General features: G+C 41.6%; 18 protein-coding genes. 16 read left to right on the forward strand and 2 right to left on the reverse strand.

Translation table 11 applies throughout. From position 1 onward, the window contains the following. Positions 1 to 8: 8 nt before the first annotated feature. The 5 genes from AC0VYC_RS05530 to AC0VYC_RS05550 all read left to right on the forward strand — a co-directional run bounded on the left by AC0VYC_RS05530 (position 9) and on the right by AC0VYC_RS05550 (position 6,808). A complete protein-coding gene (locus tag AC0VYC_RS05530; protein ID WP_374998402.1) occupies positions 9 to 1,070 on the forward strand; it encodes a carbamoyl phosphate synthase small subunit in 1,062 nt (353 codons plus the stop codon). Then, on the forward strand, positions 1,063 to 4,143 hold the full coding sequence (locus AC0VYC_RS05535; RefSeq protein WP_326378644.1) for a carbamoyl phosphate synthase large subunit: 3,081 nt from the start codon (positions 1,063 to 1,065) through the stop codon (positions 4,141 to 4,143). Before AC0VYC_RS05530 ends, AC0VYC_RS05535 begins: the two co-directional genes overlap by 8 nt. Next, positions 4,140 to 5,090, forward strand: a complete 951-nt coding sequence (gene argF / locus AC0VYC_RS05540) for an ornithine carbamoyltransferase (protein ID WP_047945536.1) — start codon at positions 4,140 to 4,142, stop codon at positions 5,088 to 5,090. Before AC0VYC_RS05535 ends, argF begins: the two co-directional genes overlap by 4 nt. A 103-nt stretch (positions 5,091 to 5,193) precedes the next feature. Further along, complete coding sequence (locus tag AC0VYC_RS05545; RefSeq protein ID WP_008348517.1) at positions 5,194 to 5,373, forward strand: YjzC family protein; 180 nt, start codon at positions 5,194 to 5,196, stop codon at positions 5,371 to 5,373. A 169-nt stretch (positions 5,374 to 5,542) separates the two neighbouring features. Further along, a complete protein-coding gene (locus tag AC0VYC_RS05550; protein ID WP_007499050.1) occupies positions 5,543 to 6,808 on the forward strand; it encodes an MFS transporter in 1,266 nt (421 codons plus the stop codon). Positions 6,809 to 6,927: 119 nt separating this feature from the next. Here AC0VYC_RS05550 and AC0VYC_RS05555 read toward each other — a convergent pair whose 3' ends face one another. Then, entirely contained in the window at positions 6,928 to 7,122 is a 195-nt protein-coding gene (locus AC0VYC_RS05555; RefSeq protein WP_024720055.1) for a YjzD family protein, read from the reverse strand. Between the two features lie 212 nt (positions 7,123 to 7,334). On the opposite strand from AC0VYC_RS05555, the gene AC0VYC_RS05560 reads away from it, so the two are divergent. The 4 genes from AC0VYC_RS05560 (at position 7,335) to AC0VYC_RS05575 (ending at position 9,991) form a co-directional block, all read left to right on the forward strand. Further along, positions 7,335 to 8,075, forward strand: a complete 741-nt coding sequence (locus tag AC0VYC_RS05560; RefSeq protein ID WP_007499048.1) for a hypothetical protein — start codon at positions 7,335 to 7,337, stop codon at positions 8,073 to 8,075. A gap of 75 nt (positions 8,076 to 8,150) precedes the next feature. Continuing rightward, positions 8,151 to 8,726, forward strand: coding sequence for a nad binding enzyme (locus AC0VYC_RS05565; protein WP_144666830.1), 576 nt, complete (start codon positions 8,151 to 8,153; stop codon positions 8,724 to 8,726). 90 nt (positions 8,727 to 8,816) lie between these two features. Next, positions 8,817 to 9,782 (forward strand): BMP family ABC transporter substrate-binding protein, encoded by a 966-nt coding sequence (locus tag AC0VYC_RS05570; RefSeq protein WP_017360174.1) that lies wholly within the window; start codon positions 8,817 to 8,819, stop codon positions 9,780 to 9,782. Positions 9,783 to 9,793: 11 nt separating this feature from the next. Next, positions 9,794 to 9,991, forward strand: a complete 198-nt coding sequence (locus AC0VYC_RS05575) for a ComZ family protein (protein WP_008348507.1) — start codon at positions 9,794 to 9,796, stop codon at positions 9,989 to 9,991. A 10-nt stretch (positions 9,992 to 10,001) separates the two neighbouring features. Here the strand turns inward: AC0VYC_RS05575 and AC0VYC_RS05580 are convergent, their stop codons facing one another. Further along, positions 10,002 to 10,235 carry a hypothetical protein gene (locus AC0VYC_RS05580; protein ID WP_008348506.1) on the reverse strand — a complete coding sequence of 78 codons (234 nt, stop codon included), beginning with the start codon at positions 10,233 to 10,235 and terminating at the stop codon, positions 10,002 to 10,004. A gap of 169 nt (positions 10,236 to 10,404) precedes the next feature. Between AC0VYC_RS05580 and AC0VYC_RS05585 the strand changes: the two genes are divergently transcribed. From AC0VYC_RS05585 to AC0VYC_RS05615, 7 genes are all read left to right on the forward strand, one after another. Further along, on the forward strand, positions 10,405 to 11,343 hold the full coding sequence (locus tag AC0VYC_RS05585; RefSeq protein ID WP_024720058.1) for a beta-ketoacyl-ACP synthase III: 939 nt from the start codon (positions 10,405 to 10,407) through the stop codon (positions 11,341 to 11,343). Positions 11,344 to 11,364: 21 nt separating this feature from the next. Next, a complete protein-coding gene (fabF, locus tag AC0VYC_RS05590) occupies positions 11,365 to 12,606 on the forward strand; it encodes a beta-ketoacyl-ACP synthase II (protein WP_008348501.1) in 1,242 nt (413 codons plus the stop codon). A 77-nt stretch (positions 12,607 to 12,683) separates the two neighbouring features. Further along, on the forward strand, positions 12,684 to 13,478 hold the full coding sequence (locus AC0VYC_RS05595; protein WP_056407963.1) for a DUF2268 domain-containing putative Zn-dependent protease: 795 nt from the start codon (positions 12,684 to 12,686) through the stop codon (positions 13,476 to 13,478). A gap of 170 nt (positions 13,479 to 13,648) precedes the next feature. After that, on the forward strand, positions 13,649 to 14,629 hold the full coding sequence (locus AC0VYC_RS05600; RefSeq protein WP_475389646.1) for an ABC transporter ATP-binding protein: 981 nt from the start codon (positions 13,649 to 13,651) through the stop codon (positions 14,627 to 14,629). 23 nt (positions 14,630 to 14,652) lie between these two features. Next, complete coding sequence (locus AC0VYC_RS05605) at positions 14,653 to 15,648, forward strand: ABC transporter ATP-binding protein (protein ID WP_024720061.1); 996 nt, start codon at positions 14,653 to 14,655, stop codon at positions 15,646 to 15,648. Positions 15,649 to 15,733: 85 nt separating this feature from the next. Further along, positions 15,734 to 17,368 carry a peptide-binding protein gene (locus AC0VYC_RS05610; RefSeq protein WP_427243865.1) on the forward strand — a complete coding sequence of 545 codons (1,635 nt, stop codon included), beginning with the start codon at positions 15,734 to 15,736 and terminating at the stop codon, positions 17,366 to 17,368. A 77-nt stretch (positions 17,369 to 17,445) separates the two neighbouring features. Further along, on the forward strand, positions 17,446 to 18,396 hold the full coding sequence (locus AC0VYC_RS05615) for an ABC transporter permease (protein WP_008348492.1): 951 nt from the start codon (positions 17,446 to 17,448) through the stop codon (positions 18,394 to 18,396). Positions 18,397 to 18,427: the final 31 nt, after the last annotated feature.

Consider the following 18,427-nt stretch of genomic DNA (forward strand, 5'->3'; position numbering starts at 1 on the left):
ACACAAGCATGAAAGGTTATTTAAATTTAGAAGATGGAGCCTCTTTTGAAGGAGATCTGACAGGAGAAGCTGGCATGACAGGTGAAGTGGTCTTTTTTACAGGGATGACAGGTTATCAAGAGGTGCTTACAGATCCTTCTTATAAAGGACAAATCATTGTCTTCACATATCCGCTCATCGGAAATTACGGCATCAATCATGAAGACTTTGAGAGCAAAAAACCACAAGTGAAAGCGGTCGTTGTCTATGAGGCAGCTGACCATTTTTCTCATCACCTTGCAGCCGTAAGCTTAAAAGATTATTTACAGAAGTGGAACATTCCGCTTCTTACACATACAGATACTCGTGCAGTCGTGCAGAACATTCGAGCAAATGGAACGATGAATGCAGTGCTTAGTTTAGACGAAAATGAAACGCCACCTGCAATGAAGCAAGACAATGTGATTGAGCAGGTCACAGAAGATGAAGTATACACACAAGGCAGCGGCGAGGATCATGTAGCGCTCATTGATTTTGGCTTTAAAAAATCAATTGCGGACTCACTCGAAGCGCGCGGCTGTAAAGTCACAGTGATTCCGTACAAACAAATGGAAAAGGTATTTGATATCAAGCCAGATGCGATCCTTTTGTCAAATGGACCTGGAGATCCAAAAACAATGAAGCCATATTTAAAAACCATTCATGACATCATGATGACCTTCCCGACACTAGGCATTTGCTTAGGTCATCAATTAATTGCTCTTGCGCTTGGCGGGGATACGTATAAGCTTCCTTTTGGCCACCGCGGAGCGAATCATCCTGTACAAGATACAGAATCAAAACGTGTCTTTATGACAAGCCAAAATCATAGCTATGTGGTCAATGAAAAAAGCATGAATGACAAAGAAGTGGACGTCAAATTCCTCCACGTGAATGACGGATCTGTTGAAGGATTCATTCATAAAGAGAAGCTGATTATGTCCGTTCAATTTCATCCAGAAGCACATCCAGGCCCTGCAGAAAGTGAATGGGTATTCGATGATTTTATTGAGAAAGTGAAACAAGCAAGGAGAGAAGTCGCACATGCCTAAAGATCAAAGCATACAAACCATTCTAGTCATCGGGTCCGGTCCAATCATCATTGGTCAGGCAGCAGAATTTGATTACTCAGGAACACAAGGTTGTATGGCCTTAAAAGAAGAAGGCTACAACGTCATCTTAGTGAATAACAACCCAGCAACCATTATGACAGACGAGTCATTTGCTGATGAAATTTATTTTGAACCGCTTTCAGTTGATTCAGTGACAAGAATCATTGAAAAAGAGAAACCAGATGGTCTTTTAGCCAATCTTGGCGGACAGACGGCTTTAAACCTTGCTGTCGAGCTGGAAAAAGCCGGTGTGCTGAAAAAGCATGGGGTAAAACTGCTCGGAACGTCAGTTGAAACAATTGAAAACGGTGAAGATCGTGAGAAATTCCGTGCTCTCATGAAGCATTTGAATGAACCTGTACCAGAAAGTGAAATTGTGGATAATGCGAAAGACGCCCTTCAATTTGCAAAAGAAGTGGGCTTTCCTGTCATTCTTCGACCAGCCTACACACTTGGTGGTAAAGGGGGAGGCATCGCTTTAACTGAAGAGGCTTTTAAACCGCTGATTGAAGGTGCTCTTCTAGCGAGTCCGATTCATCAGTGCTTAGTTGAAAAAAGCATTGCTGGCTTTAAAGAAGTCGAGTATGAGGTCATGAGAGATCGTCAAAATACGTGTATCACTGTATGTAACATGGAAAATATCGATCCAGTTGGTGTGCATACAGGTGACTCGATTGTCGTTGCACCGTCACAGACATTAACGGATCAGGATTATCAAATGCTCCGCTCAGCAAGCTTAAAAATTATTTCAGCGCTTGATGTCGTTGGCGGCTGTAATATCCAGTTCGCTCTTGATCCACTTAGCAAAGAATATTTTGTCATTGAGGTCAACCCTCGGGTCAGCCGGTCTTCTGCTCTTGCATCGAAAGCAACAGGCTATCCGATTGCCAAAATGGCGGCAAAACTTGCGGTCGGTTATACACTAGATGAATTGAAAAACCCGCTTACAGGAACAACGTATGCTAGCTTTGAGCCGGCACTCGATTATGTCGTGGTGAAATTCCCGCGCTGGCCGTTCGATAAATTTAAACAGGCAGACCGGAAATTAGGCACAAAAATGAAGGCGACTGGTGAAGTCATGGCGATTGACCGTAATTTAGAATCTGCCATTCAAAAAGCCGTCGCATCACTTGAAATCAAAACAAAGGGCTTCCACTTGCCTGAACTGAAAGAACATTCGACTGAACAGTTATTTGAATTAATCAAAACACCGGACGATCGCCGTTTCTTCGCTGTCATGGAGCTGCTTTCCAGACAAGAAACCGTTGAAACGATTCATGAAACGACGAAGATTGATCTGTTTTTCTTACATGTCTTCAAGAATATGATCACACTCGAACAAGAATTGAAGAATCATCAGGGGACGCTATCCAAAGACACCTTAAAAAAGGTGAAAGAAAAAGGCTTCCTTGATGAAACAATCGCTTCTCTGACGGATCGCAGTGAACAAGATATCAGACAGCTTCGCCAAGAGTATGGCATTGCCGCTTCATTTAAAATTGTCGATACATGTGCGGCTGAATTCGATGCAAAAACGAATTACTTCTATTCTACGTACTTTGGCAAAAGTGATGGAGAGCATCAAGAGAAAACAAAGGAGCGTGCACTCATCATTGGCTCTGGTCCGATTCGAATTGGGCAAGGGGTCGAGTTTGATTATAGTGCCGTTCACGGCGTTCTTACTTTACAAAAGCTTGGATTTGAAACCATCATGATGAACAATAATCCAGAAACGGTTAGTACCGATTATGAGATTGCAGATCGTTTATACTTTGAGCCGATCACGTTAGAACATATTTTAAACGTAGTTGAAGCGGAGCAAATTGATTTTGTCATCGTTCAATTTGGCGGGCAGACAGCAATCAATGTGGCGGAAGGTTTAGAAAAAGCCGGCGTTACCTTGTTAGGCACGTCCTTTGACACACTAGATGCATTAGAAGATCGCGATTTATTCTATCAGCTTCTTGATGAACTGAATCTTCCTCATGCAAAAGGAGATACAGCACATTCAAAAGAAGAAGCACTGGAGCATGCTGCAAGCATCGGGTACCCTGTTCTTATTCGTCCATCATATGTCATTGGTGGAATGGGCATGATCGTTGTTCATACAGAAGCTCAATTGGCAGAACTACTTGATCAGCCAGATCATTTACCTTATCCGATCTTAATTGATGAGTATGTCACTGGAAAAGAAGTGGAAGTGGATCTTATTTCAGACGGACAAACGACATTCATTCCAACCATTGTTGAGCATATTGAAAAAGCGGGCGTACACTCAGGTGACAGCTTTGCCATCTTACCAAGTGTCTCTATTAGTGAAGACATCAAACAACAGGTGTATAACGCTTCTGAACAAATCGCAAAGAAATTAGCTTTTAAAGGCATTATGAATATTCAATTTGTGATAAAAGGGAACCAGGCGCTCGTATTAGAGGTGAATCCTCGGGCAAGCCGGACTGTTCCAGTTGTAAGTAAAGTCATGGGTGTTGACATGATTCCAATGGCGACTCAGCTGTTAGCTGGTGCAACGCTTGAAGAATTGAAACCTGTAACGAAGAATAAGGGGGGCACAGCTGTTAAATTCCCGGTCTTCTCCTCACATGCCATTCAAGATATCGATTTAAAGCTCACACCTGAAATGAAGGCGACGGGTGAAGGAATGTGTGTAGGAAAGAACGTCGAAAGCGCCTTGAAAAAAGTGTTTGCACCGATCTGGAAACAGAAAGGAAGCCTCTTTATACAAGGCAGTGAATTATTCGTAGATGAAGCAAAACGAGCAGGCTTTGACGTCTGGACTGGCAGCTTTGAATCGTGGCTACAACAAGACGATAAATCGCTTCACATTCATTTAGGTGATGATGAAGAGGCAAAAGAACAGCGTGTAAAAGCACTCACACATGGTGTTCAAGTTCTAACCGAATATGAAACGGCGCAAGCGTTCCTGCAAGGAAAAGATGGAGATGTATCACCAGTATCTCTCCACGAATTATATAAAAAGGAAGTGACGGCATGAGCCAAGTCGACGTGCAACCGGCATTATACGGAAAAGACTTTTTATCGTTAAAAGACTTTTCGATCAATGACATTGCGTACTTAATTGAAAAAGCAGAAGAAATGAAACAACATCCATATCAAGATTTATTCAAAGGAAAAACATTAGCGATGATCTTTGAAAAATCTTCAACTAGAACCCGTGTCTCGTTTGAAGCGGGCATGACGCAGCTAGGCGGACATGCGCTCTTCCTCAGCTCAAATGATCTGCAAATTGGCAGAGGAGAAACGATTGGTGATACAGCGCAGGTGCTGTCTGGGTATGTAGATGGCATTATGATTCGAACCTTTGAACATGAGAAGGTAGAAGAACTTGCAAAATACGCCACTATTCCAGTGATCAACGGACTAACGGACTACTCTCATCCATGTCAGGCACTGGCTGATTTACTGACGATTAAAGAAGCAAAAGGCACACTAAAAGGTGTGAAAGTGGCGTACATCGGTGATGGGAATAATGTGGCTCATTCCTTAATGGTCGGTTGTGCGCAGTTAGGCTGTGACATTGCCGTTGCATCACCAAAAGGCTATGAACCTCTTCAAGAAGTGACAGACACTGCCCGGGCGTTTGCAAAACAATCAGGCGCAGAAGTCATCGTCACAACAGATCCAGTAGCTGCTGTTCAGGATGCAGATGTCATTTATTCAGACGTATTTACAAGCATGGGACAGGAAGCTGAAACAGAGAAACGTCTAGCTGAATTTAAAGAATATCAAGTCAATGAGGAACTCATGCAACATGCAGCAGCAGATTATATCTTCCTTCATTGTCTGCCGGCACATCGCGGAGAAGAAGTGACGGCTGATATCATTGATGGACCACACTCTAAAGTATTCCAGCAAGCAGAAAATCGCCTGCATGTGCAAAAAGCGTTAATCAAAGAGCTCATGTATCAACAACCTAAATAAATCACAAGTGTCCCTGTCTCGACTGAGCAGGGACTTTTTACATATTGGATTGGAGAGGCAATGGACGGGACATAATAACATCAATCGAGAAAGGAGGATGGAAATGGGTCAACAGCATCAGTTTAAATCTGGTAATAAGGCACCTAATAATGGTGTTTATATCGAAATCGGTGAGACCGGTAGTATGGTGAAAGATCCTTTAAAGATAAAGCTTAAAGCAGGAGACGTCTTTCCGGATAACTCGAACCATAACCGTGTTTGGACGTACCAAAGAAAGCCGTAAGCAATTGACTAAGAGTCCATATGAATAAGTCTTTAGAGGCATGTGTCATGCCTCTTTTTTCTTTATAATAAAAAACAATTAAGTTCCAATTTTCAAATAAATAGTATGAAAAAAAGAAAGATTAAGGTAAAATATGTAAAAATAGTATAAGGTTGAAAGGATTTGTGTGATGGAAAAGATGAATCTCAGTGAAAGTGTTTGGAATAAACGCTTCACCTCATTGTTCATATCAAGACTCATAAAAAATACAGGAGAAAGTTTTGCTTTTACATCCGTTCTTTGGTTATTGATTTTAAGAGGGGATGGAGCGCTCGGTACCGGACTTCTTCTAGCAGTGACAGTTCTTCCTTCATCATTGTTGGCCCCAATACTAGGACCTCTTATGAAAAGACATCATTTATCTAAATGGATGTTTGCTTCAGATGTCATTCGAGCAACCATTGTACTCATTATTCCACTACTGCATTTTTCGCACATATTGCCTCTATGGTTATTGATCTCATTAATGGTTATTCAATCGGCAACAGGTGCAGCATATAACCCGGCTTCTGTGGCCATCCTGCCGCAGATTGTTCCAAAGCATCTCATTCAAAAAGCAAATGCGATCCTGCAATCATCTTTTGAAATTGTCGCACTTGCTGCGGTGATGGTCGCTGGTCTTTTGGTCAAACTAATTGGCCCTGCAGATACGCTCCTAATCACCACTGCTTTATTTATCATATCGGGCTTGTTCATTATTGGCGTTAAACTCCAAAAGTCAGATGCAGAAAAAGCAGCAGACATTAAACAAGCAAAGAATACATATCTGTATAACTTAAAAAGAGGCTTTCTAGTCGTTAAAAATCATCATATTTTATTTGCACTAACCCTTTATTGTATTTTAATGAATGTCGCCGCAGCTCCGTGGCAGGCATTATCCGCTGTATATGTAGCAGAAGCGCTGCAAAGTGATTCAATGGTGTATTCCATTTTAAGAGGTGTCGCTGCAGTCGGTGCGTTTATGATGGGCTTTGCACTGGCGAAGGTGAAAATCAAAAGATTCGGCTTGTTCTTTATTGTCGCAGGCATGATTGAAGGAGCTGCATTCTTTATCACTGGAATGAGTACATGGCTTCCAGTCGTTCTTCTAGCTTCCTTTATTTTTGGTGCAGCCGTCAGTGCGATCAATGTCCCAGAGATGGTCATTATTCAAACGTCTGTTGACCAAGAAGATCAGCCGCAAGTATATGCCGTGATCAATGCGTCATCAAATGTCTTTCTCCCGCTTGCAGCCGTCATATCGGGCGTCCTGGCAGAACGCTTTGGAGCAGGACCTGTCATTGCGGGGGGTGGTGTGCTTGAAATTTTATCGGGCATCGCGATCTTCCTGTTCACAGGGCTAGCGAAAAGCCATTTGTCAGCAGACAAACAGAAGTCCGAAACGGTTGAGGTGTAACTCAAAAACCCCCTGTAATTGACGGCAGGGGGTTTTAGCGTGCGCTCTCAACTTCTAGTCATCATTCTGAAAAAAAGAAAAAGAGCTAATCTCAAATCATTAGCTCTTTTCCAGCAATATTAAGAATGTTCTGTTGAACTTTCTGTTTCTTTCATTGGACTTACTTCAGCAAAGATGAATAAAATAACCGTAAACACTATGGCAAGAATGGAAGTTAACGTAAAATCATAAGCAGCTCCATTCATAGATGAAACGATGTAACCAGCCATATGTGTCAGCAGAAAAGTCCAAATGAGGGTGATAATGTAATGCATTATTCCACCGTCCTTTATGTAACAATCTATTGACTATCATACCATAGATACGAGTTCAGAGAAAAGACTGTTTTCCGCCTTTATGTGATCATTTTGAGACCTTCTACTATAAAAATAAAAAGAATTCTTCTGTCTTTAGGGGATTTCCTTATTCCTACAAGAGTTGTTGTTCATATCATAGAAAGCAGAATCACTGAAAGGAGGCTGGCCATATGGGTGTAAGCGAACGTTTTTTCCAGCTTGGTTCCCAGTGGAACGTCATTCACCTTCCTCAAAAACCAAATGGCTTTGGCATTCTAATCCTCGGTGACCGAAATCACTTTGTGCAGGAAAATACATCATTCTGGCTTCAGCATTACGGAAGAAACCAGCTATTAACTGCTTTAAAGGATGAAGGATATACATTGTTTAATAGTCATCTTCATGGGAATCACTGGGGATGTGAAGATGCTGTTTTTAGTGCGAAACAGCTTGTTCATCACACATTAAAACAAGAAATATTAAACCGGGAAATTCATGTGCTGGCAGAGGGAATGGGCGCACTTGTCGCCATGAGTCTTGCCGAAGAAATGCCAGAAGTGCTAAGGTCTATAGCCATGATGAATCCATGTTTACACCTGCAAGCACAAAGAGAAAGAGAAAAGGAACACAAATTCTTCTACAAACAGTTCATGAAAGAACTCGCACAGAGCTATGGGTGCTCTGCAAAGGAAGCAGAAACGTATCCACTTCCTTCTTGCCCCGTTCATTCAGCTCATGTACCGATTCATATATGGCAGAGACTAAACGGCGCACCGTATGCCTATGAACTACATGCAAAGCCTTTTATTGATCAACATATGATGAATCCAGACCATTGTCAGATGGACCTTACCTTGCATATGTTTGATCATCCAAGAAGAATCTTTCAGTCCATTCACAAGTTTTATAAATCGCATGAAAGAGAATTGTAATGAATAGGATGATAACAGCCCTTCATGGAAAGGGCTCTTCTTTTTATTCGATATGCTAAAAAAGGGGACATGAACATGGAAACAGGACTGATCATAGGTGCAGATGAATTTTTTGGACTGACACTTTGTGAATATATGATGAAAGAGGGCATACAAGTGGATATCACATATCCTAAGGAGCAGTCAGAGGAGCAAAAAATGTTATTAGAAGAGCGGATGATGTGGCTCGGCCGTAATGACCTTGTCCGTGTCATTGATCGTCAAGATAGGAAAGAGGCATATGACCTGATCTTTTTTCAATCAGATGATTCAATGAATAGAGAGACAGACCTCGAAGCGAAGCATGGCATATACCGCTTGTTTTACGAAGAACCCGAAAGCCATTCGCATGAACAAAGCGTTTCGGCTGTTATCCTTCCACGCATGTTTGGTCCGTGGACACTCCATGAAGAGAGACGAATAAAGGACGATCACGCTTTTTTTGTAGAAGATGTCGCAAAGGAGCTTTTAAAGTGGGCACGGACTGATCAAAGGCAGGAAATGATCCATCAATTGAAGGTAGAAAGACAAACAGGTGACAAACAAGCAGAAGAAATCATAGCAGAATGGAAAAGACAAAACTCAACATTTTTCGACAAAAAGCAAGAATGATCTTCCATCTTATCTTTTTTCAGTATAAAATAAACCTATATTTAACATACAGGTTCATGCCTGCGTGTTGCAAAGGGAGTTGAACATGGCATGAAGTACCAGCGGCTTGTCATGATCTTTTCGTTCCTTCTTCTTATGCTATCTGCCTGCTCGCAGGCGCCGTTAAAAGGACATATTGAGAAGGTGGGTTTACTCGTCCCCGATACGATTAATGATCAAGTTTGGGGAACGAAAGGTTATAAAGGCTTATTAAATATCCAATCAACATTTGGTGTAGATGTTTATTATAAGGAAGGGATGGTCGACAAGGAGAAAATCGTTGATGCCATTGAAGAATTTCATAAAAAAGGAGTCAATTTAATTATTGGCCATGGCAATGAATACAGCGAAATTTTCAACTTGATCAGTGAAGATTATCCGAAAACACAATTTATCACGGTCAATGGAGGCAAGCCTCAAGCTGATAATGTCACAAACGTCACGTTTAAAGGAGAAGCAATGGGCTTTTTCGGAGGCATGACAGCAGCACATATGTCCAAAACAAAAAAGATTGGTATTCTGGCTACATATGATTGGCAAAGTGAAGTAGACGGTTTTATCAAAGGTGCAAAATATCAGGACGAACATGTGCAAGTCCTAGCGGAATTTGTCGAAAACTGGGATGATGCTGACAAAGCGGTGAACCTCTATCAAAAATTGAAAAAACAAGGTGTAGATGTTGTGTATCCAGCAGGTGATGGTTATAATATCCCTGTCATTGAACAAATCAAAACCGACAATTTATCTGCGATCGGATATGTCACTGATCAATCCAACCTTGGAAGCCATACGGTGTTAACTAGCACTGTACAGCATGTCGATAAAGCGTACAGTATCATTGCGAAGAAGTTTAATGAAGGCAAGCTAAACGAACAAGGTGAGTACTCCTTTGACTTTAAAGAAGGAGTGATCGAAATGGGGAAATTTAGCTCAACCATAGACCGCGCTTTTGTGAAAGACATTGAGAAGGATATTGCGAATTACAAAAAAACAGGCAAATTGCCAAATGAAAAGTGAGGACGTTGAACATGCAACACGAAAAATCGATGGAGTTTTTACAAATTGCGATGAAGTATTTTCCACAAGCAAAAGAAGAATTAGATAAAGCAGGGATTCAGCTTGATCCACAAGCACTTCAGCCGCTTCTCTCTTTGTTTACATCTGTCATGCAAGAGGCATATGAGCTTGGAAAAGCAGATGCAGCATCAGAAAAAGCCACAGAATAGTGGCTTTTTTTTATGATAATTTTTTCTTGAAGGCACTAATCATAGGGCCGACATCTTTAAACACAGGCTTCAGCTCATCGATGGAGTTCATAATGTTTCCAATTTGATTCATGACATGCATGTAGTCAATGGAGTCATCACTTGAAGAAGTCTCTGCACGCTCCTCCTTTTTTTCTGTCTTGCTTTTCTCCTTTTCAAGCGGCTGACCAAACATCATTGCTGAGAAAATATCCTTTTGCGCCATATCACATGTTCCTTTCTACTATTGGTATATCATTAATCTATGAAAAAAGTGAGAGGAAAGGTTAGACGTTTGTATTGCCAAGCAGAAAAAAATAAGGTAAAATTAGTACCAGATACTAATATAAGATCACAATATCACATGCTCGTATGAGTAAAAGGAGTCTTATTCAATGAATGCTGGAATTATTGGCCTTGGCCGCTATATACCTGAAAAAGTATTAACAAATCGTGATTTAGAAAAAATGGTTGAAACTTCTGACGAGTGGATTCGTACTAGAACAGGTATAGAAGAAAGAAGAATTGCATCTGATGATGTCAATACATCTCATATGGCACTTGCTGCTGCAAAAAAAGCATTAGCTGACGCAGATGTGGCTGCAGAAGATATTGATATGATTCTTGTAGCGACAGTTACGCCAGATCAAGCATTTCCGACAGTCGCTTGTATGATTCAAGAGCAGCTCGGTGCACATAAAGCATGTGCAATGGATATTAGCGCTGCCTGCGCTGGCTTTATGTATGGGCTTGTTACTGGAAAACAATTTATCGAATCTGGCACTTACAAACATGTGCTTGTCGTTGGTGTAGAAAAGCTTTCTCGCATTACCGACTGGGATGACCGCAACACAGCTGTTTTGTTTGGAGATGGAGCAGGTGCTGCTGTACTAGGAACAGTCAGCGAAGGCAAGGGAATTCTATCATTTGAGCTTGGAGCCGATGGAAGAGGCGGGAAGCACTTGTACTTAGATGAAAAAGATCATACAATCATGAATGGAAGAGAAGTATTTAAATTTGCTGTGAGACAAATGGGCGAGTCAAGTGTAAACGTGATTGAAAAAGCTGGACTATCAAAAGAAGACGTAGACTTCTTGATTCCGCATCAAGCAAACATTCGCATTATGGAAGCGGCACGCGAACGCTTAGAGCTGCCAGTTGAAAAAATGTCGAAAACAGTCCATAAATATGGAAACACATCAGCAGCATCCATTCCAATTTCACTATGTGAAGAAATCGAAGCCGGAAAAATTCATGACGGCGATGTGATTGTAATGGTTGGTTTTGGTGGAGGATTAACGTGGGGCGCAATCGCTATGCGATGGGGCCGATAAAAGAGTGGGGTGCACAAATTAATGGATAAGAAACGAGTAGTTGTTACAGGATTAGGTGCTTTGACACCTCTTGGCAACGATGTAGAGACAACATGGAAAAATGCTGTAGCAGGTGTATCAGGTGTTGGCCCGATCACACGTGTTGATTCAAGTGAATATACAGCAAAAGTAGCAGCAGAACTAAAAGATTTTAACATCGAAGATTACATGGAGAAAAAAGAAGCGAGAAAGATGGCACGCTTCACACAATATGCAGTCGTTGCTGCTCAAAAGGCTTTAGAAGATTCACGCCTCGAAATTACAGATGAAAACGCACCTCGTGTTGGGGTATGGGTTGGATCTGGTATTGGCGGACTTGAAACATTCGAAGAGCAATTCGAAGTGTATTCAAATAAAGGAGCTAGACGCGTAAGCCCGTTCTTCGTTCCAATGATGATTCCAGATATGGCGACAGGTCAAATTTCGATTGCACTTGGCGCAAAAGGGGTTAACTCTTGTACAGTGACAGCATGTGCGACAGGAACAAACTCCATTGGTGATGCCTTTAAAGTGATTCAGCGCGGAGATGCAGATGCGATGATTACAGGTGGAACAGAAGCACCATTAACGAAAATGTCGTTTGCTGGTTTCTGTGCAAACAAAGCCCTTTCGACAAATCCTGATCCAGATACAGCAAGTCGTCCATTTGATAAAAACCGTGACGGATTTGTTATGGGTGAGGGAGCGGGAATTGTTGTTCTTGAAGAATTAGAGCATGCGTTAAAACGTGGTGCGACCATTTATGCAGAAATCGTTGGCTACGGTTCAACTGGAGATGCATACCATATCACAGCACCTGCTCCAAACGGAGAAGGCGGCGTACGTGCAATGAAAGAAGCAATTCGTGATGCAGGTTTAACAGTGGAAGAAATTGATTATATCAATGCCCACGGAACAAGCACACCGTATAATGATAAGTTTGAAACAATGGCGATTAAAGAAGTGTTCGGAGAGCATGCGAATCAGCTTGCGATCAGTTCGACAAAATCAATGACAGGTCATTTACTTGGTGCAGCAGGCGGAGTAGAAGCGATTTTCTCTGTTCTGGCGATTAAAGACAGTGTCATTCCGCCAACGATTAACCTTGAAACACCAGATGAAGAATGTGATCTTGATTATGTAGCAAATGAAGCACGTTCAAAAGAAGTACAAGTTGCGTTGAGCAACTCACTTGGTTTTGGCGGGCACAATGCGACAATTATCTTCAAAAAATACGAAGCGTAATATGTCTTAAGAAGGCGGCGATCTATAAACAGATCGCCGCCTTTTTGCATATGATGAAAATGGAGGTGTTCAGCGGTATGGGTCTGATCAATACACAATATCTCATCCAACAATCATCATCATTTCAGGAGCTGGCGGCACGTTTTGTCCCTTATTTTAAAGGAGCGGAGAAAAAAGAAGGATCATCTATTCTCGCCCATTTACAACATCACGGAATGGTGCGATCATGGAACGCCTGCCAGGAAATGATCGACAAGCTCAAAGAAAAAGGGTATTTCAAGCTTGTGATGAAAGAATACAAAGCGCTGCAAAAAAAGTGGGGAGGTCCTGATGTCCCCGTCTTTATTTTGCCTGTTAATGAGAGCAGCAAAGAGATCAGAGAACAATTTTACTTTCAATCCGGCATGGCATTTGATGACAAAATCTTTCTTTTTTTATCCCCGCATACACCGAAGGAGCGAATCGGTACGTTGCTGACGCATGAATATCACCATGTATGCAGGTTGCATTTTCTCACGAAAGAAGAAAAAGATTTTACATTCCTTGATACAATCATGATGGAGGGGCTCGCTGAATATGCTGTGTATCATAGATATGGAGAAAGCTATACAGCAAAGTGGACGACTTTATATGACGAATCGCAGCTGCAGCGCATGTACAAGAAATGGGTATCCAGTCACCTTTATCAGAAAGTGCAGGACGACGAAAGGCTGATACAGAATCTCCTTTATGGAAAAGGGAACTACCCCAAAATGCTTGGCTATGCCACTGGATTTTATATCGTGAAAAAGTATTTCGATGAGCACCGAATCAGCGAGGAGTCTATGATTGCGGAGCCAGCGGAAACGTTTTTAAAGGCGATAGAATCATAAAGACAATCATTCACAAAAAAAGTGACATATTACAATTTTACTAAATAATTCTTGATTTCGTCATGCTGATGTAATAATATACAAATATAAATTTTGATAATTATTTTTATTCTAAAAAGACAGAATTTTTTGATCCGGTTCATTTAATCTATGGAGAAAGGGGCGAATGCATGAGCACACTGCTTGAAGTGCAAAACTTAAAAACCTATTTTTTTCGAAAAAAGGAACCAATACCTGCTGTTGATGGCGTTGATTTTAGTATCAAAAAAGGGGAAACAGTCGCATTAGTCGGTGAGTCTGGGTCTGGTAAAAGTATTACGTCTTTATCCATCATGGGTCTGATTAATGGGACTGGTGGGAAGATTATGGATGGTTCCATTAAGCTTGATGGAAAAGACCTTGTTACATATAGTGAAAAGGAATTGTGCAATATTCGCGGTAATGATGTATCCATGATCTTTCAGGAACCCATGACCTCACTTAATCCCGTCTTAACCATCGGGGAACAAATAACAGAAATCCTCATTTACCACAAAAAACTTTCGAAAAAAGAAGCGACCAAAAAAGCGATTGATTTGCTAAAGCTTGTAGGCTTTTCAAGGCCGGAACAAATCATCAAAGATTACCCGCACCGTTTATCCGGCGGTATGCGTCAACGAGTCATGATCGCCATTGCGCTAAGCTGTGATCCGAAGCTCCTCATTGCGGATGAGCCGACTACTGCTCTCGATGTGACCATACAAGCCCAGGTGCTGACCTTTATGAAAGATTTATGTTCGACCTTTGGTACATCTATACTTCTCATTACGCATGATTTAGGTGTTGTGTCGGAAGTAGCAGACCGCGTCATTGTCATGTACTGCGGACAGGTTGTTGAAAATGGAACCGTTGAAGAGTTGTTTGATGAGCCGCTTCACCCATACACAGAAGGACTGCTTGAATCCATTCCAGTCATTGACGGAGACATTCAGCCATTAACGGCGATAAAAGGAAATGTCCCTGCGCCAGATCAGCTTCCGGCAGGATGCCGTTTTGCGCCTAGATGCCCGAAAGTAATGGAACGCTGCATAGGTGAATTGCCCAAACTGACAACCTTTGAAAATGGTAGAAGCGTCAGGTGTTTCTTATATGAGGAGGCAAGCCAAACATGACACTTGCTGAAAATCAACCATACATGACAGATCGATCTGAGAAAGAAACCATCCTGGAATTAAAAAATATACGAAAACACTTTCCGATTAAAGCTGGGGTGCTGCAAAAGAAAGTAGGAGCAGTCAAAGCGGTTGACGGCATCGACTTAAACATTTATAAAGGCGAAACGTTAGGCATCGTTGGAGAGTCTGGATGCGGTAAATCCACATTAGGACGGACGATGATTCGTTTATATGAACCAACAGAAGGACAAATTCTATTTAAAGGGCAAGATATTTCTCATGTATCTGAATCAAAACTAAGACAATCAACAAGGAAAAACATCCAAATGGTTTTTCAAGATCCCTTTGCATCACTCAACCCTAGAAAAACACTTCGAAGTATCATCAAAGAACCCTACAAAACACATCACTTATATTCCTTAAAAGAAAGAAATGAAAAAGTAGAACAGCTTTTATCCAAAGTCGGCCTTCACCCAAGTTTTGCGAATCGATACCCGCACGAATTCTCCGGCGGACAAAGGCAGCGGATCGGTATCGCTCGTGCACTTGCCATGAATCCTGAAATGATCATAGCAGATGAGCCTGTTTCAGCGCTTGACGTCTCCATTCAGGCGCAGGTCATCAATTTGATGGAAGAGCTTCAAGAAGAGTTTGACCTCACCTATCTCTTTATCTCTCACGATCTCAGTGTGGTCCGCCACATTAGTGATCGAGTGGGCGTCATGTATCTTGGCAAAATGATGGAACTGGCGGATAAACATAGCCTTTACGATGATCCGCTTCATCCATATACACAGGCGCTTTTATCTTCCGTTCCAGTCACCCGTAAAAAAGGTCAGATGAAAAGGGAACGGATTATGCTGCAAGGGGATTTACCAAGCCCTGCAAATCCACCAAAAGGCTGTGTGTTTCATACAAGATGCCCGCACGCGAAAGAAGTCTGTAAAGAAAAAGTACCACAATTTCAAGAATTAAAAACGAACCACTTTGTGGCCTGCCACCTCTACGACGCTTGATCACGCTTGTATGATCTCATCTTTGAGAGGGGGGATAAAACGGGCTTCTGTCATCATTTTTTAAAAAAGATAGGGGGAATTGTCTATGAAAGATAAAAAGAGAAAGTCCATTTTGGTCAGTTTGCTGCTGATCTTTACATTGATCCTTGCTGCTTGTTCTGGTGGAAATAAAACGTCTGGAGACAGTGAAAAGAAATCCACAGGTAAACCTGTACAAGGCGGCGATCTTGTCATTGGTTCGATTGCAGAGCCTACATTATTTAACTCACTTTACTCAACAGACGTGGCAAGTTCTGATATTGAAGAAAGAATCTATAGCTTTTTACTGCAAACAGATGGAAAGCTAAACCCACAGCTGGCGTTGGCAGAAGATATTAAAGAATCCGATGACGGCAAACAGTTTGATGTGACCATTAGAAAAGGCGTGAAGTTTCATGATGGAGAAGAACTGACTGCTGATGATGTTGTGTTTACATACAGCATTCCGATCAATAAGGATTACAATGGTGAGCGTGGATCAGGCTTTGAAGTATTAGAGTCTGTCAAAAAAACAGGGGACTATTCGGTCGAATTTAAGCTGAATAAAAAAGATCCATATTTTTATAATGTCACGCTAGGAAGCTATGGGATTTTACCAAAGCATATTTTAGGTGATGTCCCTATAAAGGATCTTGGCGAAAATGAATTTAACCGAAAAAATCCAATCGGCTCCGGTCCATTTAAATTTGCCCAGTGGAAAGAAGGAGACTATGTCAAACTCGAAGCATTTGATGACTATTGGGATGGACGGCCATACCTTGATACAGTCACCATTAAAACGATTCCTGATCAAAATGCAGCCATGGCTCAGCTATCCGCAGGTGATATTGATTTCTTTGCAGTGCCTGGAGCAGAACTGCAAACAGCTGAAAAAGTTAGTAACATCAAAATTGAATCTGATCTAGGGCTAAATTATTCATATATTGGCTGGAATCAGAAAAACGAACTGTTCAAAAGTAAAAAAGTCCGTCAAGCTCTTACCCATGCCATTGATCGTCAAACGATTGTCGATCAAGTGTTAAATGGAGACGGGAAAGTAGCCAACATCCCAGAAAGCCCGCTGTCATGGAACTACCCAAAAGATGAAAAAGTCCCAGTATTTGAATTTGATCAAGAAAAAGCGAAAAAGATGCTGAAAGAAGAAGGCTGGGAGGATACAGATGGAGATGGTTATCTTGATAAGGACGGTAAGAAGTTCTCCTTCGTCTTGAAGACGAACCAAGGAAACAAAGTCCGTGAAGATATTGCTGTCGTTGTCCAGCAGCAGCTCAAAGAAATTGGCATTGAAGCAAAACCGCAAATTGTAGAATTTAGTGCATTAATCGAACAAACAACCCCGCCAAAATGGGATTATGATGCGTTATTACTCGGCTGGAGCTTAGCGACATTCCCTGACCAATACAGCATTTTCCATTCAAGTCAGTCTGAAAAAGGCTTAAATAACATTTGGTATAAAAATGAAGAAGTCGATAAACTGCTAGTTGATGCCAAAAACTTGAGTGATCGAAAAGAGTATTCAAAGGCGTATGAAAAAATTTATGAGCTGATTGCAGAAGATCAGCCGTATACGTTCCTTTATTATGCCAACTCACATCGCGCGATGCCATCTAATCTACAAGGCTACTCTTACCACCCGAAAGATGAATATTACAAAATTGAAAAATGGTGGATTGAACAGTAGTCTGCTAGTGAAGAAGGGGAGGGGTCTCCCCTTTTTTCATCATAGTATGGCCATCCGATGAAAAAGGAGTTGTGCACATGGTTACATATATCATTAGAAGGACACTTCTTTCCATCCCGATTTTGTTTGGTATTACGATTTTGTCCTTTGCGATTATGAAAGCAGCACCAGGCGATCCGATGTCACTCATGATGGACCCGACCATTAGTGCCGCAGACCGGGAAGCCTTTATTGATAAGTACGGCTTGAACGATCCTGAATATGTGCAATATATGAAATGGCTCGGTAATATGCTTCAAGGTGACTTTGGCACATCCATTGTAAAAAAAGGAACGCCCGTGTCGGATTTGATTTTTGCCCGGCTACCAAATACCCTCATCCTCATGATCTTTTCTACATTAGTTGCCCTGATCATTGCCATCCCATTTGGTGTTCTTTCAGCAAAACGTCCGTATACAAAACTTGACTATGGTATTACGGTTACATCATTTATCGGACTGGCTATTCCGAATTTCTGGTTTGGTTTGATCCTTATTATGGTGTTATCGGTGAATTTAGGATGGTTTCCGACCGGGGGTGTCTCTACCTTAAATGCAGATTTTAATCTATTTGACCGGCTTCATCATATTATTTTACCGGCCTTTGTTTTAGCAACGGCTGATATGGCCGGCCTTACACGTTATACAAGGTCAAGTATGCTCGATGTGATGCGGCAGGATTACATTCGCACGGCGCGAGCGAAAGGTTTTAGAGAGAACAAAGTCATCTTCAAACATGGATTGAGAAACGGTCTGATGCCTGTTATTACGATCTTTGGACTCATGATTCCATCCTTTATTGGCGGCGCAGTCGTGGTGGAACAAATCTTCACATGGCCAGGGCTTGGGAAACTGTTTATCGATTCTGCTTTTTCAAGAGATTATCCCGTCATTATGGCGATGACTGTTATCTCTGCTGTGCTCGTGGTCGTTGGAAACTTAATAGCGGATATTCTCTATGCGATCGTTGATCCGCGTATTGAATATTAGAAGGGAGCTGAAGCACAATTGCCACAACCTA

Source organism: Bacillus sp. iso_77 (assembly GCF_056173625.1).

Bases quoted from the DNA above. Each gene is read 5' to 3' on its own strand.
- AC0VYC_RS05530 (WP_374998402.1), top strand. From the start codon at position 9: ATGAAAGGTTATTTAAATTTAGAAGATGGAGCCTCTTTTGAAGGAGAT.
- AC0VYC_RS05535 (WP_326378644.1), top strand. From the start codon at position 1,063: ATGCCTAAAGATCAAAGCATACAAACCATTCTAGTCATCGGGTCCGGT.
- argF (WP_047945536.1), top strand. From the start codon at position 4,140: ATGAGCCAAGTCGACGTGCAACCGGCATTATACGGAAAAGACTTTTTA.
- AC0VYC_RS05545 (WP_008348517.1), top strand. From the start codon at position 5,194: ATGGGTCAACAGCATCAGTTTAAATCTGGTAATAAGGCACCTAATAAT.
- AC0VYC_RS05550 (WP_007499050.1), top strand. From the start codon at position 5,543: ATGGAAAAGATGAATCTCAGTGAAAGTGTTTGGAATAAACGCTTCACC.
- AC0VYC_RS05555 (WP_024720055.1), bottom strand. From the start codon at position 7,122: ATGCATTACATTATCACCCTCATTTGGACTTTTCTGCTGACACATATG.
- AC0VYC_RS05560 (WP_007499048.1), top strand. From the start codon at position 7,335: ATGGGTGTAAGCGAACGTTTTTTCCAGCTTGGTTCCCAGTGGAACGTC.
- AC0VYC_RS05565 (WP_144666830.1), top strand. From the start codon at position 8,151: ATGGAAACAGGACTGATCATAGGTGCAGATGAATTTTTTGGACTGACA.
- AC0VYC_RS05570 (WP_017360174.1), top strand. From the start codon at position 8,817: ATGAAGTACCAGCGGCTTGTCATGATCTTTTCGTTCCTTCTTCTTATG.
- AC0VYC_RS05575 (WP_008348507.1), top strand. From the start codon at position 9,794: ATGCAACACGAAAAATCGATGGAGTTTTTACAAATTGCGATGAAGTAT.
- AC0VYC_RS05580 (WP_008348506.1), bottom strand. From the start codon at position 10,235: ATGGCGCAAAAGGATATTTTCTCAGCAATGATGTTTGGTCAGCCGCTT.
- AC0VYC_RS05585 (WP_024720058.1), top strand. From the start codon at position 10,405: ATGAATGCTGGAATTATTGGCCTTGGCCGCTATATACCTGAAAAAGTA.
- fabF (WP_008348501.1), top strand. From the start codon at position 11,365: ATGGATAAGAAACGAGTAGTTGTTACAGGATTAGGTGCTTTGACACCT.
- AC0VYC_RS05595 (WP_056407963.1), top strand. From the start codon at position 12,684: ATGGGTCTGATCAATACACAATATCTCATCCAACAATCATCATCATTT.
- AC0VYC_RS05600 (WP_475389646.1), top strand. From the start codon at position 13,649: ATGAGCACACTGCTTGAAGTGCAAAACTTAAAAACCTATTTTTTTCGA.
- AC0VYC_RS05605 (WP_024720061.1), top strand. From the start codon at position 14,653: ATGACAGATCGATCTGAGAAAGAAACCATCCTGGAATTAAAAAATATA.
- AC0VYC_RS05610 (WP_427243865.1), top strand. From the start codon at position 15,734: ATGAAAGATAAAAAGAGAAAGTCCATTTTGGTCAGTTTGCTGCTGATC.
- AC0VYC_RS05615 (WP_008348492.1), top strand. From the start codon at position 17,446: ATGGTTACATATATCATTAGAAGGACACTTCTTTCCATCCCGATTTTG.